The organism is Bordetella avium, from assembly GCF_034424645.1.
Taxonomy (GTDB): domain Bacteria; phylum Pseudomonadota; class Gammaproteobacteria; order Burkholderiales; family Burkholderiaceae_B; genus Bordetella; species Bordetella avium.
The window spans coordinates 1,181,416-1,197,773 of record NZ_CP139969.1 but is presented as its reverse complement, the minus strand read 5'-3'; the positions used below and the strand labels follow the sequence as shown (position 1 = coordinate 1,197,773).

At 61.2% G+C, this 16,358-nt stretch carries 13 protein-coding genes; 3 read left to right on the top strand and 10 right to left on the bottom strand.

Annotated features, from left to right (window positions below):
• Positions 1-247 precede the first annotated feature (247 nt).
• Positions 248-565: a quaternary ammonium compound efflux SMR transporter SugE gene (gene sugE, locus U0029_RS05650; protein WP_012418030.1), complete on the top strand. Its 318-nt coding sequence runs from the start codon at positions 248-250 to the stop codon at positions 563-565.
• A gap of 13 nt (positions 566-578) precedes the next feature.
• On the opposite strand, the gene U0029_RS05645 is transcribed toward sugE, so the two are convergent.
• From U0029_RS05645 to parE, 9 genes are all read right to left on the bottom strand, one after another.
• On the bottom strand, positions 579-1,454 hold the full coding sequence (locus tag U0029_RS05645) for an MOSC domain-containing protein (RefSeq protein WP_039051556.1): 876 nt from the start codon (positions 1,452-1,454) through the stop codon (positions 579-581).
• Positions 1,455-1,691: 237 nt separating this feature from the next.
• Positions 1,692-2,618 (bottom strand): ectoine hydroxylase, encoded by a 927-nt coding sequence (thpD, locus tag U0029_RS05640; protein WP_114852581.1) that lies wholly within the window; start codon positions 2,616-2,618, stop codon positions 1,692-1,694.
• A gap of 14 nt (positions 2,619-2,632) precedes the next feature.
• Positions 2,633-3,031, bottom strand: coding sequence for an ectoine synthase (locus U0029_RS05635; RefSeq protein ID WP_012418033.1), 399 nt, complete (start codon positions 3,029-3,031; stop codon positions 2,633-2,635).
• Entirely contained in the window at positions 3,028-4,335 is a 1,308-nt protein-coding gene (gene ectB / locus U0029_RS05630) for a diaminobutyrate--2-oxoglutarate transaminase (RefSeq protein ID WP_012418034.1), read from the bottom strand. The genes U0029_RS05635 and ectB overlap by 4 nt, the downstream gene beginning before the upstream one ends.
• A 102-nt stretch (positions 4,336-4,437) precedes the next feature.
• Entirely contained in the window at positions 4,438-4,968 is a 531-nt protein-coding gene (ectA, locus tag U0029_RS05625) for a diaminobutyrate acetyltransferase (protein ID WP_370510838.1), read from the bottom strand.
• Positions 4,969-5,003: 35 nt separating this feature from the next.
• The gene (locus tag U0029_RS05620) at positions 5,004-5,543 is read right to left on the bottom strand and encodes a MarR family winged helix-turn-helix transcriptional regulator (RefSeq protein ID WP_012418036.1); all 540 of its coding nucleotides are present in this window, start codon (positions 5,541-5,543) and stop codon (positions 5,004-5,006) included.
• Between the two features lie 217 nt (positions 5,544-5,760).
• The gene (gene parC / locus U0029_RS05615; RefSeq protein ID WP_012418037.1) at positions 5,761-8,079 is read right to left on the bottom strand and encodes a DNA topoisomerase IV subunit A; all 2,319 of its coding nucleotides are present in this window, start codon (positions 8,077-8,079) and stop codon (positions 5,761-5,763) included.
• Between the two features lie 13 nt (positions 8,080-8,092).
• Positions 8,093-8,680, bottom strand: coding sequence for a YcxB family protein (locus U0029_RS05610; RefSeq protein WP_012418038.1), 588 nt, complete (start codon positions 8,678-8,680; stop codon positions 8,093-8,095).
• Positions 8,680-10,641, bottom strand: a complete 1,962-nt coding sequence (parE, locus tag U0029_RS05605) for a DNA topoisomerase IV subunit B (RefSeq protein WP_039051536.1) — start codon at positions 10,639-10,641, stop codon at positions 8,680-8,682. Before parE ends, U0029_RS05610 begins: the two co-directional genes overlap by 1 nt.
• Positions 10,642-10,905: 264 nt before the next feature.
• Here parE and trxA point away from each other — a divergent pair, with 264 nt between their 5' ends.
• Together trxA and rho are read left to right on the top strand one after the other, a co-directional pair.
• On the top strand, positions 10,906-11,232 hold the full coding sequence (gene trxA / locus U0029_RS05600; protein WP_029578873.1) for a thioredoxin TrxA: 327 nt from the start codon (positions 10,906-10,908) through the stop codon (positions 11,230-11,232).
• Between the two features lie 113 nt (positions 11,233-11,345).
• On the top strand, positions 11,346-12,602 hold the full coding sequence (gene rho, locus U0029_RS05595; protein WP_012418041.1) for a transcription termination factor Rho: 1,257 nt from the start codon (positions 11,346-11,348) through the stop codon (positions 12,600-12,602).
• 81 nt (positions 12,603-12,683) lie between these two features.
• Here the strand turns inward: rho and U0029_RS05590 are convergent, their stop codons facing one another.
• A complete protein-coding gene (locus U0029_RS05590; protein WP_162790379.1) occupies positions 12,684-16,289 on the bottom strand; it encodes a YhdP family protein in 3,606 nt (1,201 codons plus the stop codon).
• Positions 16,290-16,358 lie beyond the last annotated feature (69 nt).

The following is a 16,358-nucleotide window of genomic DNA, read 5'->3' as shown; positions in this document are numbered from 1 at the left end:
ATTCCTGGGTGTGCGGACCGGTCCGCAAGTGTTGCGAGGCCTGCCAACAGAACAGGCCATCCTGGCCAGGAGATTCCGGTTTCATCCCCGGCCGGAGCGTATTTTATAATCTTTGCGCGCCGGGACAGCCCGGCGTTGCCAGATCCATTCGGGTCGGCACGCATCGCTATCGCGGATACCGCAGCGCCTCACGAGGACAGCCTCTCTGTTCTGGCGGCTTTCGCCACTATTGCAAAAAAGACCAGCCATGACCTGGATTATCCTCGTTTCTGCGGGCCTGCTCGAAGTCGTCTGGGCCGTCGGGCTCAAGTACACCGAAGGTTTCACACGGCTCTGGCCATCGCTCATTACGATACTGGGCATGGTGGGAAGCTTTTGGCTGCTAGCCACCGCCATGAAAACACTGCCTTTGGGTACGGCTTACGCCGTATGGGTCGGCATCGGCACCATCGGCGCCTTCGTAGCCGGCATCGTGCTGTTCGGCGAAACGCTGAATGCACTGCGCGTTCTGAGCGTGCTGCTCATTGTTGCGGGCCTGCTGGGCCTGAAACTCGCCAGCGCCTGAGCCGCCCACCCGCTCAAAAATCGAGCTCGACCTCAGCCTGTCCGCCAACGCGCAGCATGGTGCTTTTCTGCGCGTCTACGATACCGTTCTGGCCGAAAACCACGCCAATCTCAAGATTGCGATAGGCGGCCAGGGTCCGGCCCGGTTCCTGATGCACGGCGGCACTATCCTGATCCACATCGGGGATGGTGCAACGGGTGCAAGGCTTAACCAGCGCCACCCGCAAACCGTCAAAATCCACCGTAACGGTCAGGTCCTCGTCGAAGGCCGCCCAGTCGTCGCCAGCCAGGACGATATTGGCCCGGAAGCGGTCCATCGGCACCGGCTCCGCCCCTTTGGCTGCGAGCCGGGCGTTGAGGTCATCCAGCGAAGCCTGGTTGGCCAAGAGCAAGGGAAACCCGTCGGCAAAGCCAAAGAAATGATCGCCTTCGAAGCCTGCCGCCGCATCAGGATGACGCTCGCGCCACTGCGCTACCCAATCGAGTTTTGCAGAGCGGCGCGCCTGCGCATCCACTTTCATCAGGCGGCAGGGTTCGTTCAGAAACCGGCTCAACCAGTCGGCGACAGCCGCAGCCTCGGCCCTGGCCGGCACCGTGTCGCGCCAGACAGCCACGGTCTCCGGGGTTTCCGACAATTGGCTACCATCTAGCGGCACCTCGATGTCGTCCATATCCGGCGCGCTCAAGTGCAGAGCGCCCGTCGTCAAGGCAGTACGGATCAGGGCCATGCGCGGCCAGTGGCGCTGCGTCATGAACTGCCCTGAAGCGCTCACGATCATCCAACGGCGATCATAGGCCAGCCCCGCACGATCCACCTGCGCCTCGGAGAGGTCAATACCATGGCAGGACTTGATGGGATACACATGCAGACTGCGGATGGTAAGCGACATGATGGCGGCACGATCAGGCAAGAGATGCGGCAAGAATAACAGAAGCCTATGGAGCCACATCGCTCGAAAATATGGTGCCATGCGCAGGCTTTGGAGCGCACCGTCTTCTTGGGAATATCGCCCCATAGATCGGCGTCTGACATCGTCTGCCGACCCGCCAGCCTGCCCTGGCTGGCGGTATTCCGAGATTGCTGTTCGATAAGGCCAGCCTGCTACCCAAGCCAGGCCGGCGCAGGATCAACGCTCGACCAGCTTGAGCGCGTCTCGGGGCGTGACGGCGGAAACGGCTTTGCGCGTGGCGACGTGCTCGGGCCTGGGGTCCAGTCCGTACTTGGGCGGATTGAGCTGGTTCTCCATGCTGTTATAGACCATGAACACATTGGCGCGCGGCCAGGGCGAAATATTGCTATTAGAGCCATGCATGGTGTTGCAATCGAAAAATACCACCGAACCCGCAGGCGCAGTCATGGTGCGTATGCCCCCCTGCTCGGCCAGCAGTTGCAGACTCACCGGGTCCGGCACGCCGTACTCCTGCTTTTTGAGCGATTGCTTGTAATGGTCGTTCGGCGTTGCGCCCACGCAAGAGATGAACTGCCTGTGCGAGCCGGGCACCAGCATCAGCGGGCCATTGGTTTCGTTATTGTCCGACAACAGCACCGAGCAGCTGAGCGCTCGCATGGCTGGCATGCCGTCTTCAACATGCCAGGTTTCAAAGTCAGAATGCCAATAAAACTCCTTGCCCTTGAAACCCGGCTTCATATTGGCACGCGACTGATGGATATAGACCTCGGAACCCAGGATCTGACGGGCCACATTGGCCACACGCGGGTCACGCGACAGTCGCGCCAGCATCGGGCTCAACACATGCACCATGAAAATCGAGCGCACGGCATTGCTGCCAGGTTCGGTGATGGCCTCTTTGCGGCGCACGATGGCGGGATCGCGCGTCATGCGTTCGACTTCGGCCAGCAGGCCGGCCACTTCCTCAGCCGAAAACAGGTTTTCCAACAGAAGAAAGCCGTCGCGCTCGTAGGCCTGCACCTGATCGGCGTTCAAGGCGTCGGCATAGGCGCCCTCCCCATAAACGACCGGGTCTTGTCTCGCAATGATGGCGGCCGCGCGGTCAGTGCGCGACGCGTAGGGATCTTGCGCAGTGGATAGCATCATAGATCTCCCGTTCAGGCGGTCTCGGCCTGGGGCAGCGCGTACACGCCATCGGCGTCATGCACTTCCTGGCCGGTCAGCGGCGGGTTGAACACGCAGATCACGCGCAAGGGCTCCTTGCCGCCGCACAACCAATGCTCGTCGTGCTCATTCAGGGCATAGACCACACCCGGACCCAGGTCATAGCGCTTGCCGTCAGCGATCGTCTCGATCGAACCGTCGCCTTCAATGCACCACACCGCCTCGAGATGATTTTTGTAATGGATATGGGTACGGGTTCCAGGAAAGATCGTCGTCTCGTGAAACGAGAAACCCATCTTGTCTTTCTTAAGCAGCACACGGCGGCTGACCCAGGTGTCGGTGCGCACTTCGTCGGGCGTGCCGATAACATCTTTCACGTTGCGAACGATCATTTGCGTTTTCCTCCAAACTTGAGAACACGGGCCGAAGATTGCTTCTCACCCAGCGCATCGGCCACGCTGGCCTCGATCACATCCAGCCCGCGCGTGAGCAACTCATCTTCGATGGTCAAAGCGGGCAGCAACTTGAGCACTTCGTCGTGCGCGCCAGCGGTTTCGATCACCACGCCGCGCTCGAACGCTTTGCGGGCGATCTCGTTGGCCAACTCCGGCGCCGCCGTGGCGACCAGGCCTTGAATAAGACCTCGGCCCCGCGCCGCCAGACCGGCATTGGGATAACTGTGAGCCAGGTTTTCCAGCCAGTCTCGCACCATGCGCTCCTTGCGCTGCACGTCGGTGGAAAAAGCGTCGCTGGCCCAATAACTGTCCAGCGCCTCTGCCGCCGTAACAAAGGCCAGGTTATTGCCCCGGAACGTGCCGCTATGGGCACCAGGCTTCCAGACATCCAGCTCCGGCTTCATCAGGACTAGCGACATGGGAAGGCCAAAACCAGAGAGCGACTTGGACAAGGTGATGATGTCCGGACGGATACCCGCCGACTCGAAACTGAAAAAACTGCCGGTACGGCCGCAGCCCACCTGGATGTCATCGACAATCAACAGCATGTCGTGCCGGCGGCAGAGCTTTTCGAGATCCTTCAGCCAGCGCAGCGTGGCGACGTTGACGCCGCCCTCGCCTTGCACGGTTTCGACAATGACGCCGGCCGGCTTGTCCAAACCGCTACTGGGATCTTCCAGCATGCGTTCCAGATAGGCGATGGTGTCAACGTCAGGACCGAAGTAGCCGTCATAGGGCATGAAGGTCGTGTTGGCAAGCGCATGCCCGGCCGCATTGCGGAACTTGACATTGGCCGTCGCGGCGAGCGACCCGCCGCTGACGCCGTGAAAGCCGTGAGTAAATGAAATGATGTTGGGGCGGCCCTTGACCTGACGCGCAATCTTCAGCGCCGCCTCGACTGCATTAGTCCCGGTGGGACCGGTGAACTGTAACGTGTACTTCCAATTACGCGGTTTGAGCAGCACGCGCTCGAAAGTCTCAAGAAAGCGCTTCTTGGCGCTGGTGGCCATATCCAGGCCATGCACCACGCCATCCTCTGCCAGATAATCCAGCAATTTTTGCTTGAAAATGGGATTGTTGTGGCCGTAGTTCAGTGTGCCCGCGCCACTGAAGAAGTCGATGTACTCTCGGCCTTCCTCATCGATCAGCACAGACCCGCGAGCCTGGCTGAATATCACCGGAAAGGACCGGATGTAGCCTCGCACCTCTGACTCCATCCGGTCAAAAATCTTTAAATCCATGTGATCCTCCCTATCAAGGTTGAGGGACGACAAAACCCGCGCCGCGCCCTTTCGGGCGCTGCAAGATCGTCATCCAGGGGTGTTGCTGGGCTTGTCGGCCCGTCAGCGCTTACGAGACACGGGCTCAAATGGCCCGATTTTCAACAACATCTCGTCATCGTGGTCTGCGCCGCCAAACACACTGCGGTCAAAATACGGCCGCTCGGCAATGTGAGCGCCGAGATCGGCCGCCAGGCTGGCGAAGGTGCGGCGGGAAGCCTGGTTATCAGGCCCCACCGTCGTTTCCAGATGGCGTACCGAGTTCAGCCCGGCACGTTGCAACAAAGCATTCAGCATGGCGCGCGCCAGCTTCTGGCCGCGCGCCCTTTCATGCACCGCGACCTGCCAGATAAACAGCACATCAGGCCGAGCAGGCGGTTGATAAGCAGAGATAAAGCCATCGATGCGCCCGCCATGGCTTTCAGCAACGACGCAGGTCGCGCTGTGGTGCTCGCACAAGAGCAGATAGGCGTAGCGTGAATTCAGATCCAGCGGCGGGCAATCGGCGATCAGCCGGTGAATCGCGGCGCCATCGGCAAGACGCGGAGGCCGCATCTGATGGCGCTTTGCTTGAGGAGCCGCCGAGGCGGCCATTTGAGGGGTGTGTCGAGCGAGTGTCTGTATCTGCGTCATACCACCAACCCCGATTCAGGCGGCGCGCCGCCCGTCGGCACTTCCAAAATGGCCGAAGCAGGCTCGGCTTCCACCGCCTGCCCCTCGTCTTCCATCAAGGACACGATGCGTTCCAGAGACAGCGTGATCGTGGCCTGCTCCAGTTCGGGCAAGGCATTGAGCGCGTCGGCCAAATGCTTTTGTAAGGGAGACGGCGCCTCGCTCGCCAACGCCCGGCCGGCCGGCGTCGCCGTGACAAACACAATGCGGCGATCCTCGCGGCCACGCTCGCGGCGGATCAAGCCCTTGTCTTCGAGACGGTCGAGAATGCCGACCACGGTGCTCGGACTGACATGAATTTCGCGGCTGATGGCCGTGGCCGTCGAGGGCCCGCTGGCGATCACCGCGCGCAAACACATTAGCTGCGGCGCGGTGATATGGCTGACCGCGGCCAACTGGCGCGAATGCAGGGCGATCGAGCGCGTAATGCGGCGCAGGGCGCGCAGGATACGCAAGTCGTACTGCTGTGAGGATTCCGTCGTATTGACGCTGTTCATGTTCGAGGCTTTAAAAATTAATTTCTATACGAATGATATGTATCGATCAAATTCAAGTCAAATCATAATTCCATGCATGATGTAATCAAATGAACTCAATTTGCCGAAAGATCACAAGCGTTAACGCTCAACCCCTGCCCGGCAAGCCATAGATCAGCGTGCAAGGCATCCGGCCAAAAAAAAGGCGGCCATCAAGGCCGCCGTAAACATTTCCGGGTCAAAGCACCGGAGAAAGCACGGGCTGCTTGGGCCGCACCTCAAGGACACGGCCTTTGCGAGCACGCTTGCCCACATAGGGCGCCAGAGTGGCTCCAACGAGGATGTCTTCAGTGGGCTTGTTACGGTAAATACCTGCCGCGCGCAGGCCGCCCGCAGCGATGGGCACGGCCTGATCCAGGCGATCATTGGCGTCCAGGCCCATCAGGATGGTGCCGCGCCCGCCTCCCGACAGGCTCTTGAGCTCGTCCAGGCCGAAGACCAGCAACTTGGCCTTGGAAGACAGCAAAGCCAGTTGCACCGCCCCTTCAAACAGAGGCACCGGGCGCAGCAAAACGTCGCCCTTATCCAGCGTGACGAATTGCTTGCCCGCGCGCTGACGGCTGCTCATGTCGGACAGACGGGTAGCAAAGCCATAAGCGCTTTGAGTCGCCAGCAACCAACGGCTATCCGCTGCGGCCGCGATGGTGTGCACGATGCGCGTACCCGCTTCCAGGTCAATCATGGTGGTGACGGGCTGGCCATCGCCACGCGCCGAGGGCAGCGCGGAGACCGCCACGGTATAGACGCGCCCGTTATCACCCACGGCGATCAGGCTGTCGGTGGTACGACATTCGAAGGCGCCGTAAAGATCATCGCCCTGCTTGAACGTAAACTGGGCCGCATCGTGGCCATGCCCTTGGCGCGCGCGCAACCAGCCATTGCGCGAGACGACAACGGTCACTGGCTCGTCGAGCACCTTGGTTTCGAGCACGGCGCGCTCCGCACTCTCGATCAGGGTGCGGCGCTCATCACCATGCTGTTTGGCGTCAGCCTCGATTTCCTTGATGAGCAGACGCTTGAGCGAACCGGGATTGTCGAGCAGGTCTTGCAGGCGCGACTGCTCTTCGCGCTTGTCCGCCAGCTCCTGCTCGATCTTGAAACCTTCCAGACGCGCCAATTGGCGCAGACGCATTTCCAGAATGTCTTCGGCCTGACGTTCGGTCAGCGCAAAGCGGTCCATCAGCGCCGGCTTGGGCTCATCGGAATCCCGGATGGTCTGAATGACCTCATCGACGTTGAGGTAGACCACCATGCGGCCTTCCAGAACGTGGATGCGGTCCAGCACCTTGTCGAGACGGTAGCGTGTGCGGCGCACGACGGTTTCGCTACGAAAGGCCAGCCACTCATCGAGAACGCTGCGCAGGCCCTTCTGGCGAGGCCTGCTGTCAGTGCCGATACACACCAGGTTGACGGGCACATTGCATTCCATGCTGGTCTGGGCCAGCAGGATATTGACGAATTCGTCCCGGTCGACACGCGAGGTCTTGGGCTCGAACACGAGGCGCACGGCGGCATCTTTGCCCGACTCGTCGCGCACCGCGTCCAGCAGCGCCAGCATCATGGCCTTGCTCTGTTGCTGATCCGGCGTGAGAGACTTCTTTCCTGCCTTGACCTTGGGATTGGTCAGCTCCTCGATTTCTTCGAGGACCTTCTGGCAGGAGGTGCCAGGGGGCAGTTCATGCACGACCAATTGCCACTGGCCACGAGCCATTTCTTCGAACTGCCAGCGCGCGCGCGCCTTGAGCGAACCCCGGCCCGTCGCATAGATATGAGCGATATCGGCAGCCGGCGTGATGATCTGTCCGCCGCCCGCGAAATCCGGCCCCGGGATGAGGGCGAGCAGATCTTCGTCGGGCAGTTGCGGATTGCGGATCAGCGCCACGCAAGCCTGGGCCACCTCGCGCAGGTTGTGCGACGGAATTTCCGTTGCCATGCCCACCGCGATGCCCGATGCGCCGTTGAGCAGCATGACGGGCAGGCGAGCCGGCAACATCTGTGGTTCTTGCTGGCTGCCATCATAATTGGGCACGAAATCGACGGTGCCTTCGTCCAGCTCTTCGAGCAGGAGACGGGCAATCGGTGTCAGCCGCGCCTCGGTATAACGCATAGCGGCCGCATTGTCGCCATCCCGCGAACCGAAATTGCCTTGGCCATCGATAAGCGGATAACGCAGCGAAAAATCCTGCGCCATGCGCACCATGGCGTCATAGGCGGCCTGATCTCCGTGCGGATGATATTTACCCAGCACATCGCCGACCACACGGGCCGATTTCACCGGTTTGGCGCCGCTGGTCAGACCCATGTCCTGCATGGCGTACAGAATGCGACGCTGAACGGGTTTCTGTCCGTCGCCGACATCGGGCAGCGCCCGACCGCGCACGACAGAAACGGCGTAGTCGAGATAGGCCTGTTCGGCGTATAGGCCCAGCGTGAGGGCGGCATTGTCGCCGCCATCCGAAGGGGCGTCGAACAAGCCGGCTTGATTGCTGTCAGTCATGGTATGTGTTGTCTCAAGAACTCAGGCCTGCGTTGGGCACATAGGTACGCATCACGGCACGCACGGCCTGCAAATCTTCTTCGCGCTGGCCTCGCTTGGGGATGATGACGCCCTGCAAGGGAGCAATGAACAGAAAAAGATACTCCTCGGTTTCTTCGGCGTCGCGCACCAGGTCCCAGGGCAGGCTGCCTGTTTCCCGTTCGCCAGTATCCCTTACGCCCTCCGCGCTGAAGTCCAGGCGATGTCGGCCCAAAAAGGGATTTTCCGGCGCCTGTTTGAGCGCGCGGCGCACGTTGCTGCGCCCCAGCGCCGGAATCAGACGCTCGAACGACAGGCTCAGGAGCGCCAGCACGACGATCGCCACGACCGCCCACTCGAGAAACGTAGGCATGGCGGCAGCCCAGTCCATATGACCCTCGGCATCGCGGGTGCGCGCAACCGCCAGGAGCAAAAGCCCGACCAGAATGGTGGCGGCAAAGCGCAGATGCCCGCGCAGGCGCCGCCGCTTAAGCGGCGCACGCCGGTGCGCATAGGAAACAAAATCCTCATAGTCCTGGAGGGTAAGGTCCACCTGAAGGCTGACCGTTTTATCCGCGCTCATCAGATATCCAGTTCTGCCAGATTGCCCTTATCCTCGATCCAGGCACGCCGCTGGGCTGACTCGCCCTTGCCCATCAGCATGTCGAACATGCGCGTGGTGTCGGCCGGCGACAAATCGCCATAAGCCACGGGCAAGAGGCGTCGGGTATCGGGATTCATGGTGGTTTCCCACAGCTGGGCGGGGTTCATTTCGCCCAGACCCTTGAAGCGGCTCACGCTCAAAGCGTTGTCGCGCACGCCCTCTTTGCGCAGCTTGTCTTGAGCGGCGGCAAGCTCGCCATCATCGAGACAATAAATCTTGCGAGCGGGCCGTTTACCCTGGGCCGGGACATCCAGCCGGTAAAGAGGCGGCCGCGCCACGTAAACATGTCCGGCCTCGACGAGCTTGGGAAAATGCTTGAAAAACAGCGTGAGCAGCAGCACCTGGATATGGGAGCCATCTACGTCTGCATCCGAGAGAATGCAGATGCGGCCATAACGCAGGCCCGACAGATCGGGCGTATCACCCGGTCCATGAGGGTCCACGCCGATGGCCACGGCGATATCGTGGATTTCATTGTTGGCGAACAGACGGTCGCGATCGACCTCCCAGGAATTGAGCACCTTGCCTCGCAAGGGGAGAATGGCCTGGAACTCTTTATCGCGCCCCATCTTGGCCGAGCCGCCCGCAGAATCCCCCTCGACCAAAAAGATTTCGGTGCGGCTGGCATCGCTCGCCTCGCAATCGGTCAGCTTGCCCGGCAGCACCGCCACACCTGAACTCTTGCGCTTCTCGACCTTCTGGGCCGAGCGGGCGCGGGCTTGCGCCTGCCGGATGGCCAGCTCTGCGAGTTTCTTGCCATATTCGACATTGCTGTGCAGCCAGAGATCCAGTGCGCTCTTGGAAAAACCGCCGACCAGACGCACGGCGTCACGGCTATTAAGCCGCTCTTTTATCTGCCCCTGAAATTGCGGGTCCAGCACCTTGGCCGACAACACGAAGCTGGCGCGAGCGAAGACGTCCTCGGGCAGTAGCTTCACCCCTTTGGGCAGCAGGCTGTGCAACTCGGCGAAGCTCTTGACCGCCCCGAACAGGCCTTCACGCAGGCCCGATTCGTGGGTACCGCCGGCTGGCGTAGGGATCAGGTTGACATAGGATTCTCGAACGACGTTGCCGTCCTCGGCCCAGGCGACGACCCATTGCGCGCCCTCGCCTTCGGCGAAGGTCTCATGATCGGCCCCGGCGTACTGCTCGCCTTCGAAAAACGGCACCATCAGCTCAGCGCCCGCCAGCGCCTCCGACAGATAGCCACGCAGACCATCCTGGTATTGCCAGGTTTTCGTATCGCCCGTCTTTTCGTTGACCAGCACCACCTTCACGCCCGACAGCAAAACCGCTTTGCTGCGCAGCAAATGCGTCAGCTCGCCCATCGGGATGTTGGGGCTGTCGAAATACTTCGGGTCCGGCCAGACGCGCACGCGTGTGCCAGACTTCTTACGCCCGCCTTCGGGGTAAGGGGCCAGGGCCTCGATGACGTCGCCTCCGGCAAATACCAGACGGTGCACGCCGCCCTCGCGCCAGACGACGACTTCCAAACGCTTGGCCAGCGCATTGGTGACGGATACGCCGACACCATGAAGGCCGCCGGAAAAGGCATAGGCGCCGCCGCCCTGCTTATCAAACTTGCCGCCGGCGTGCAGCCGGGTGAATACCAGCTCGACGACGGGGGCGTTTTCTTCGGGATGCAGACCGACCGGGATGCCCCGGCCGTCATCCTCGACGGAAATGCTGCCATCTGCATGCAGCGTGACCTGAATTTGCTTGCCGTGGCCGGCCAGTGCTTCGTCGGCCGCGTTGTCGATGACCTCCTGCACGATATGCAGAGGGTTTTCGGTACGGGTATACATACCCGGGCGCTGGCGCACAGGCTCCAGCCCCTTCAGAACGCGGATCGACGATTCGGTGTAACGTGGAGTGGCCAAGTTATCCCCAACATCTGTGGAAAAAACCTACATTTTACGGATAAGCCCATATTCGGCGCGGCTTTTGGTGGGATGCGCACACCCTGAGCAGGTCCAGATTCGGTAGGATGAAAAAAAACGCAGCCCGCCAGGGCCGCGCACCATGCTACACAAAACCGGCACATCCTGTTGTTATCGACAGTGGTATGCTTTAATCCTTCAATCAAACAAGTAACAAAGGCCCCGGCCCTCTTTCGGCCCGAGGCTATGTCGGATATCCCCATCATGAGCGAGCAAATCAAGAACGTCAGCGACGCCAGCTTTGAAGGCGATGTGCTGAAGTCCAGCCAACCCGTGCTGGTCGACTACTGGGCTGCCTGGTGCGGTCCCTGCAAGATGATTGCCCCCATCCTGGAAGAAGTCGCTTCCGAGTACGCAGGTCGCCTGACTGTCGCCAAGCTCAATGTCGACGAAAATCAGGGCACGGCCGCCAAGTACGGCATCCGTGGTATTCCGACGCTCATGCTCTTCAAGGATGGCCAGGCCGCCGCGACCAAGGTCGGCGCACTCTCGAAGTCTCAGCTCACCGCATTTCTGGATAGCGCGTTGTAAAATACGCCTAGCGGACAGCGCGCAGCCCACGGCAGCGCGCCAAGAGTACCGCGCGGGCCCGTCCGTGGCCCGCCGCCAGATCCCATCTTCTCTCTCTCCCCCTCATCACCACGATGCACCTCAATGAACTGAAGGCGCTGCACGTGTCGCAGTTGCTGGAAATGGCCGCCGGCCTGGAAATCGAGAACGCCAACCGACTGCGCAAGCAGGAGTTGATGTTCGCCATCATGAAGCGGCGCGCCAAACAAGGCGAGCAGATCTTTGGCGACGGCGTGCTGGAAGTCCTGCCTGACGGCTTCGGTTTCCTGCGCTCGCCCGAAACCTCGTATCTGGCCAGTACGGACGACATCTATATTTCGCCGTCGCAGATCCGCCGCTTCAATCTGCACACAGGCGATTCCATCGAAGGCGAAGTCCGCACGCCCAAAGACGGCGAGCGCTATTTCGCCCTCGTCAAGGTGGACAAAGTCAACGGCGTCACGCCCGAGACCATCAAGCACCGCATCATGTTCGAGAACCTGACGCCGCTGCACCCTAACCAGGTGATGCGCCTCGAACGCGACATCAAGAGCGAAGAAAACCTCACGGGCCGGATTCTCGACGTCTTCGCCCCGATCGGCAAAGGCCAGCGCGGCCTGATCGTGGCCCCGCCGAAGTCCGGCAAGACCGTGATGATGCAGCACATCGCGCATGCCATCACGACCAACTACCCGGACGCCGTCATGATCGTCCTGCTGGTTGATGAACGTCCCGAAGAAGTCACCGAAATGCAGCGCACCGTGCGCGGTGAAGTCGTGGCCTCGACCTTCGACGAGCCTGCCACCCGTCATGTGCAGGTCGCTGAAATGGTGATCGAAAAGGCCAAACGCCTGGTCGAAATGAAAAAAGACGTGGTCATCCTGCTGGATTCGATCACCCGTCTGGCGCGTGCCTACAACACCGTCGTTCCCGCTTCGGGCAAGGTGCTGACCGGCGGCGTGGACGCCAATGCCCTGCAACGCCCCAAGCGCTTCTTCGGCGCAGCGCGCAATCTCGAAGAAGGCGGCTCACTCACCATTCTGGGTACCGCGCTGATCGAGACCGGCAGCCGCATGGATGAAGTCATCTATGAAGAATTCAAGGGCACCGGCAACTCCGAAGTGCACCTGGAGCGCCGCCTGGCCGAAAAGCGTGTCTACCCGGCCATCAATCTGAACAAGTCGGGCACCCGCCGCGAAGAGCTGCTGATCAAGCCCGAATTGCTGCAGAAGGTGTGGGTACTGCGCAAGTTCATCCACGACATGGACGAGATCCAGGCCATGGAGTTCATCGTGGACAAGATGCGCGCCACCAAGACCAATGGCGAATTCTTCGACATGATGAAGAAGTAAACCTGGCTTACTCCTATGAAAACGGCCGCCTCCGACGGGAAGCGGCCGTTTTTAATGGGCATGCAGAAAACGAGGCCAGATTCAGTGACTGGTCTCGAACTTCGGCGCCGGCGCGTTCGGCAATTGCACGGGCTCGACCTTGGGCTCATCCCAAGAACCCGTCACCTTGTATTCCAGCGTCATAGCGCGGGCCAAGGGCTGCTTGAGCAGCCACTGCGTAACAAAGGCGCCCAAACCGATCAAGGGGTTGACCAGCGCCGCCGTCGCCACCGCAGCACCGCTGGCGTCGAGATTGGGCACCACCACGGCCTTCAGATCCCAGCGCTCGCTGATGATATTCGTATTGCCAGCCAGCACGATGGCCGCCACCGGACCATTGACCTTATAGCCCTCGGTCTTCAGCACGCCGCGCTCAAGAGCCATTTCTCCGCTCACCGTATCAAAGGGGAAACCATCGCGCAGCAGATTCGCCGGATTGAAGTCCAGCTTCGCAATGCGCTGCAACGACTGAAAAGACAGCAATTCCAACAAGCGCGCCGTGCGTGAATTGACGCTCAAAAAGCGCCCTTTTTCAAGGCTCAGTGACGCGTGCCCGCTGATATCGACAAGGGAATGGGTCCAGGGCAGATTGCGCCAGGACAGATTCGCCTCGACGCTGCCCGAACCACCGCTCATTACCTGTTTGAGGCCGACGCGATCCAGAAACTTGCCCGCATCCTTGAATTCGGCCTTGGCCTGCACGGTCAGACCGCGCTGCTCACCAGCTAGACGCCATTCGCCCGTGGCGTTAAGCGTGGCGTCGTCGTTGCGAATCTGTAGCTTGTCGAGACGCCAACGATGGCCTACCTCGGTATTGGTGCCCAGTAATTGCAGCTCGCCCAAGGGCTTGCCATAGAGCGAGAAATGCTGTGCCTGCAAATCGATGGCGGGAAGGTCAGAGAGATCATTACCCGAAGCCGGGCTAGCCTTGGCCGGGTTTCCGTCGGAGGCTTCCCCAAGCGATAAATGCTTCAGACGCGCCACGATGTGTCCGGCAATCGCCCCCGAAGCCTCGGTCCACTCAAGCATGCCAGTGGCCTGATGCGAGGCCAGATCGACCCGCCATTGAGACGGCGCCGGCCGCTGAGCGAACAACTTAAGATCGGTGAGATCCAGGCTGGCAGTCCGCAGACGAGCCGTCGCCAGATTGACCTGCCTGAGGTCTGGCATGGTCGGCTGGGCATTTTTACGCACGGCGCTGCGAATCGCGGGCTGATCGAACTCATCCAGCACCTTATCCCAAGCCGGCATGTCGAGCTCCGGCAGCGAAGCCGCCAGACTCAGGCCCTGGCCGGGTAGCGTGGCGGCACGGTTGATGCCCAGTGCGCCGCGCGCGAAATAACTTCCGGACTTATCCGCCTGATCGCGCTCCAGGAGCACATTGATGTTTTCGCCCAAACTGCCGGTCAGCCAGCGGCGATTGCGGCTGCCCGCATCGGTGGCTGGACTCCATTGGAGGGCGAGCGGCAAAGCCGTTTGCGCCCGCTTGCCCACCGGCGCGGGCATATTAATGGCCATGCCTGTCAGATCCGAGCGCACCGAGATATCGATCGAGCCGCCTCGTTGATAAACCAGCCTACCGCGATAAGCCGTCTTTCCAGAAAAACGCGTCATGGCACGCGCATTGATCACCTGGGTAAGCGCGTTGCCGGCCAGCGTGCCTTCAAACTGCAAGGGCTCGCTGCCTTTTTGCATCTTGCCCCAGATACGCGCCGGCCCGCCCAGAAACTGGCCCTTGATATCCTTGACCTCGATACCCTGCTCGGAAAAATCGAGCGCGCCATGGATCTGGTCCATCACGGGAATGTCCGGCATGAAGCGAAAGCTGTTGCCGGCAAAGAGGATCTGGCCTTGCACCGACGTGTCTTCCGCGTTGAGCAGCGGCACCTCCAGCTTGAGCGGCACACGCCAATCACCCGTGCCCGATGCCTCGCTCAGGGCGTCATCGAGCAGCCCTCCCAAGGGCGAATTGGCCGCCAGCGCCAGATAGGCTGGCACCGGCCCGCTGCTCACGCCATCGACGAAGAGTGTTGAATCATGCTCCATATCGGGGATGCGCGCGCTAATAGCGCCCAGCGTCACCCACTGCTGGGGGCCAGTCGGTATCCTGCCGCCGCCGGGACTGTCGAGCGCCAGGCTGGCCTTGTCGATAACAAAACTGCCGCCGAGCTTTTCCAGGCGCGGCCAGGCCTTGCGGCCTGGACCCGCCGGGGCATAATCCACGGTAGCATCGCTGAATTTCCCCGCCAGACGGAACACGCCCTGCGCCCCCTCGGCTGAGTAGGGAAACGCTTCCAGATCCCCCCGGATCGTAATTGCAGCATCACTTATCTCGCCTGCCGGCAGACCGATGGCCAGCCATTCCCGTGCATCGGCGTTGACCTCCAAGGGCAGATAGCGATGGATGGCGTTCATATGGGCACGGGTCAGTGCGCCGCGCAGATCCGCGCTGCCGGCGGGCGTCTTGCCCTCAGCCCGCCAATCCCCATACAAACGTAGCTCCAGGTCTTCATTGGCCAGACGCAATTGCCCCAGATTCATACGCAGCGGCTGCCCGGCAGGATGATCAAACCGACTGTCCAGATCGATCTCGTTCAAGCTCAGGTCGGGCTGCTCAAAGAGGCCGGGCAAATGCGCCTGCACCTCTCGCGCCTGCATCGTCAGGCTCAGGCCCGTGCCTTCGGGGCTTTTCATGAGAGGCAGTCCGGGCAACTGCAGTAAGTCTCCGGGAGCGCCTTGCAGGCGGCCGCTCATGTCCCGCACCGCCACGCCCAGCGACGCTTGACCCGGCTCACGCCAGCCCAGCCCCCGGGCGGCGGCATCCAGCGTAAGCTCGGCCAATTGGCCTTTTTCGATTTGCCACCAGGCTCGTGCGGCCATACGTCCCTGCACCAGCGGTATGTCCAACCAAGGGCGCCAGGCTTGCGGCTCGGCATCCCCCAATTCGGCGTAAAGCTGGCCGCTCCAGGTCGCCAGCTTATGCGGATCGCCGCTGAATACGCCCCGATTCAACTCCCCGCGCAGCACCAGACTGGCGGCGAGTTCCGGCGGAGGCTGGGCCCGCAGAGAAAACCGATGCGAAAGACGGCCATTACGCACCAGTAGATCCAGTTTGCGTAAGGCAATTTCGGGAGCGCCGCGCGCCTCGTCGAGCCAGCGCACCGTGGTGTCATGCAAAGAAAGCTCGCGCAGCCGCTCAAGGTCCAGCAGCCAAGGACTATCGCCCGGGCCGCCGTCCAGATCGAGGGCTTGACCCGCCACCCAGAACCGGCCTTCGACATCGCGCCGCAAGGCGATATCGGCGCCATCGATCTGCAGGCTTAGCAAAGCGGGGGACATCTGCAAAACGCTGCGCCAGGCCAGCACGGCGCTGACGGACGGCAGCGTAAGAACCGGACCGTCCGCGGTGTGAATACGCACGCCCTCAAGCTTCAAACGCGGATTAAGGCCGCGCCAATTCGCACTCAAATGATCGACGCTGACGCGCGCGCCCAGCTCCTCGCTGGCATACTGCACAATGCGCGGACGCCATTCATCCGCGCGCGGCAGCACCCAGTACCGCAAACCCAGCAAGCCGACCGCCGCCACGCAGTACAGAGCCAAAAGGCCCCAGAAAATCCAGCGGAGGATGGCGGAGGGAGCAGGCACGGGGCTATCGGCAATTGACGCATCTTGGGGTATCGTCCCCTTATACCTGAAACCGGCCCTGCCGTCTGC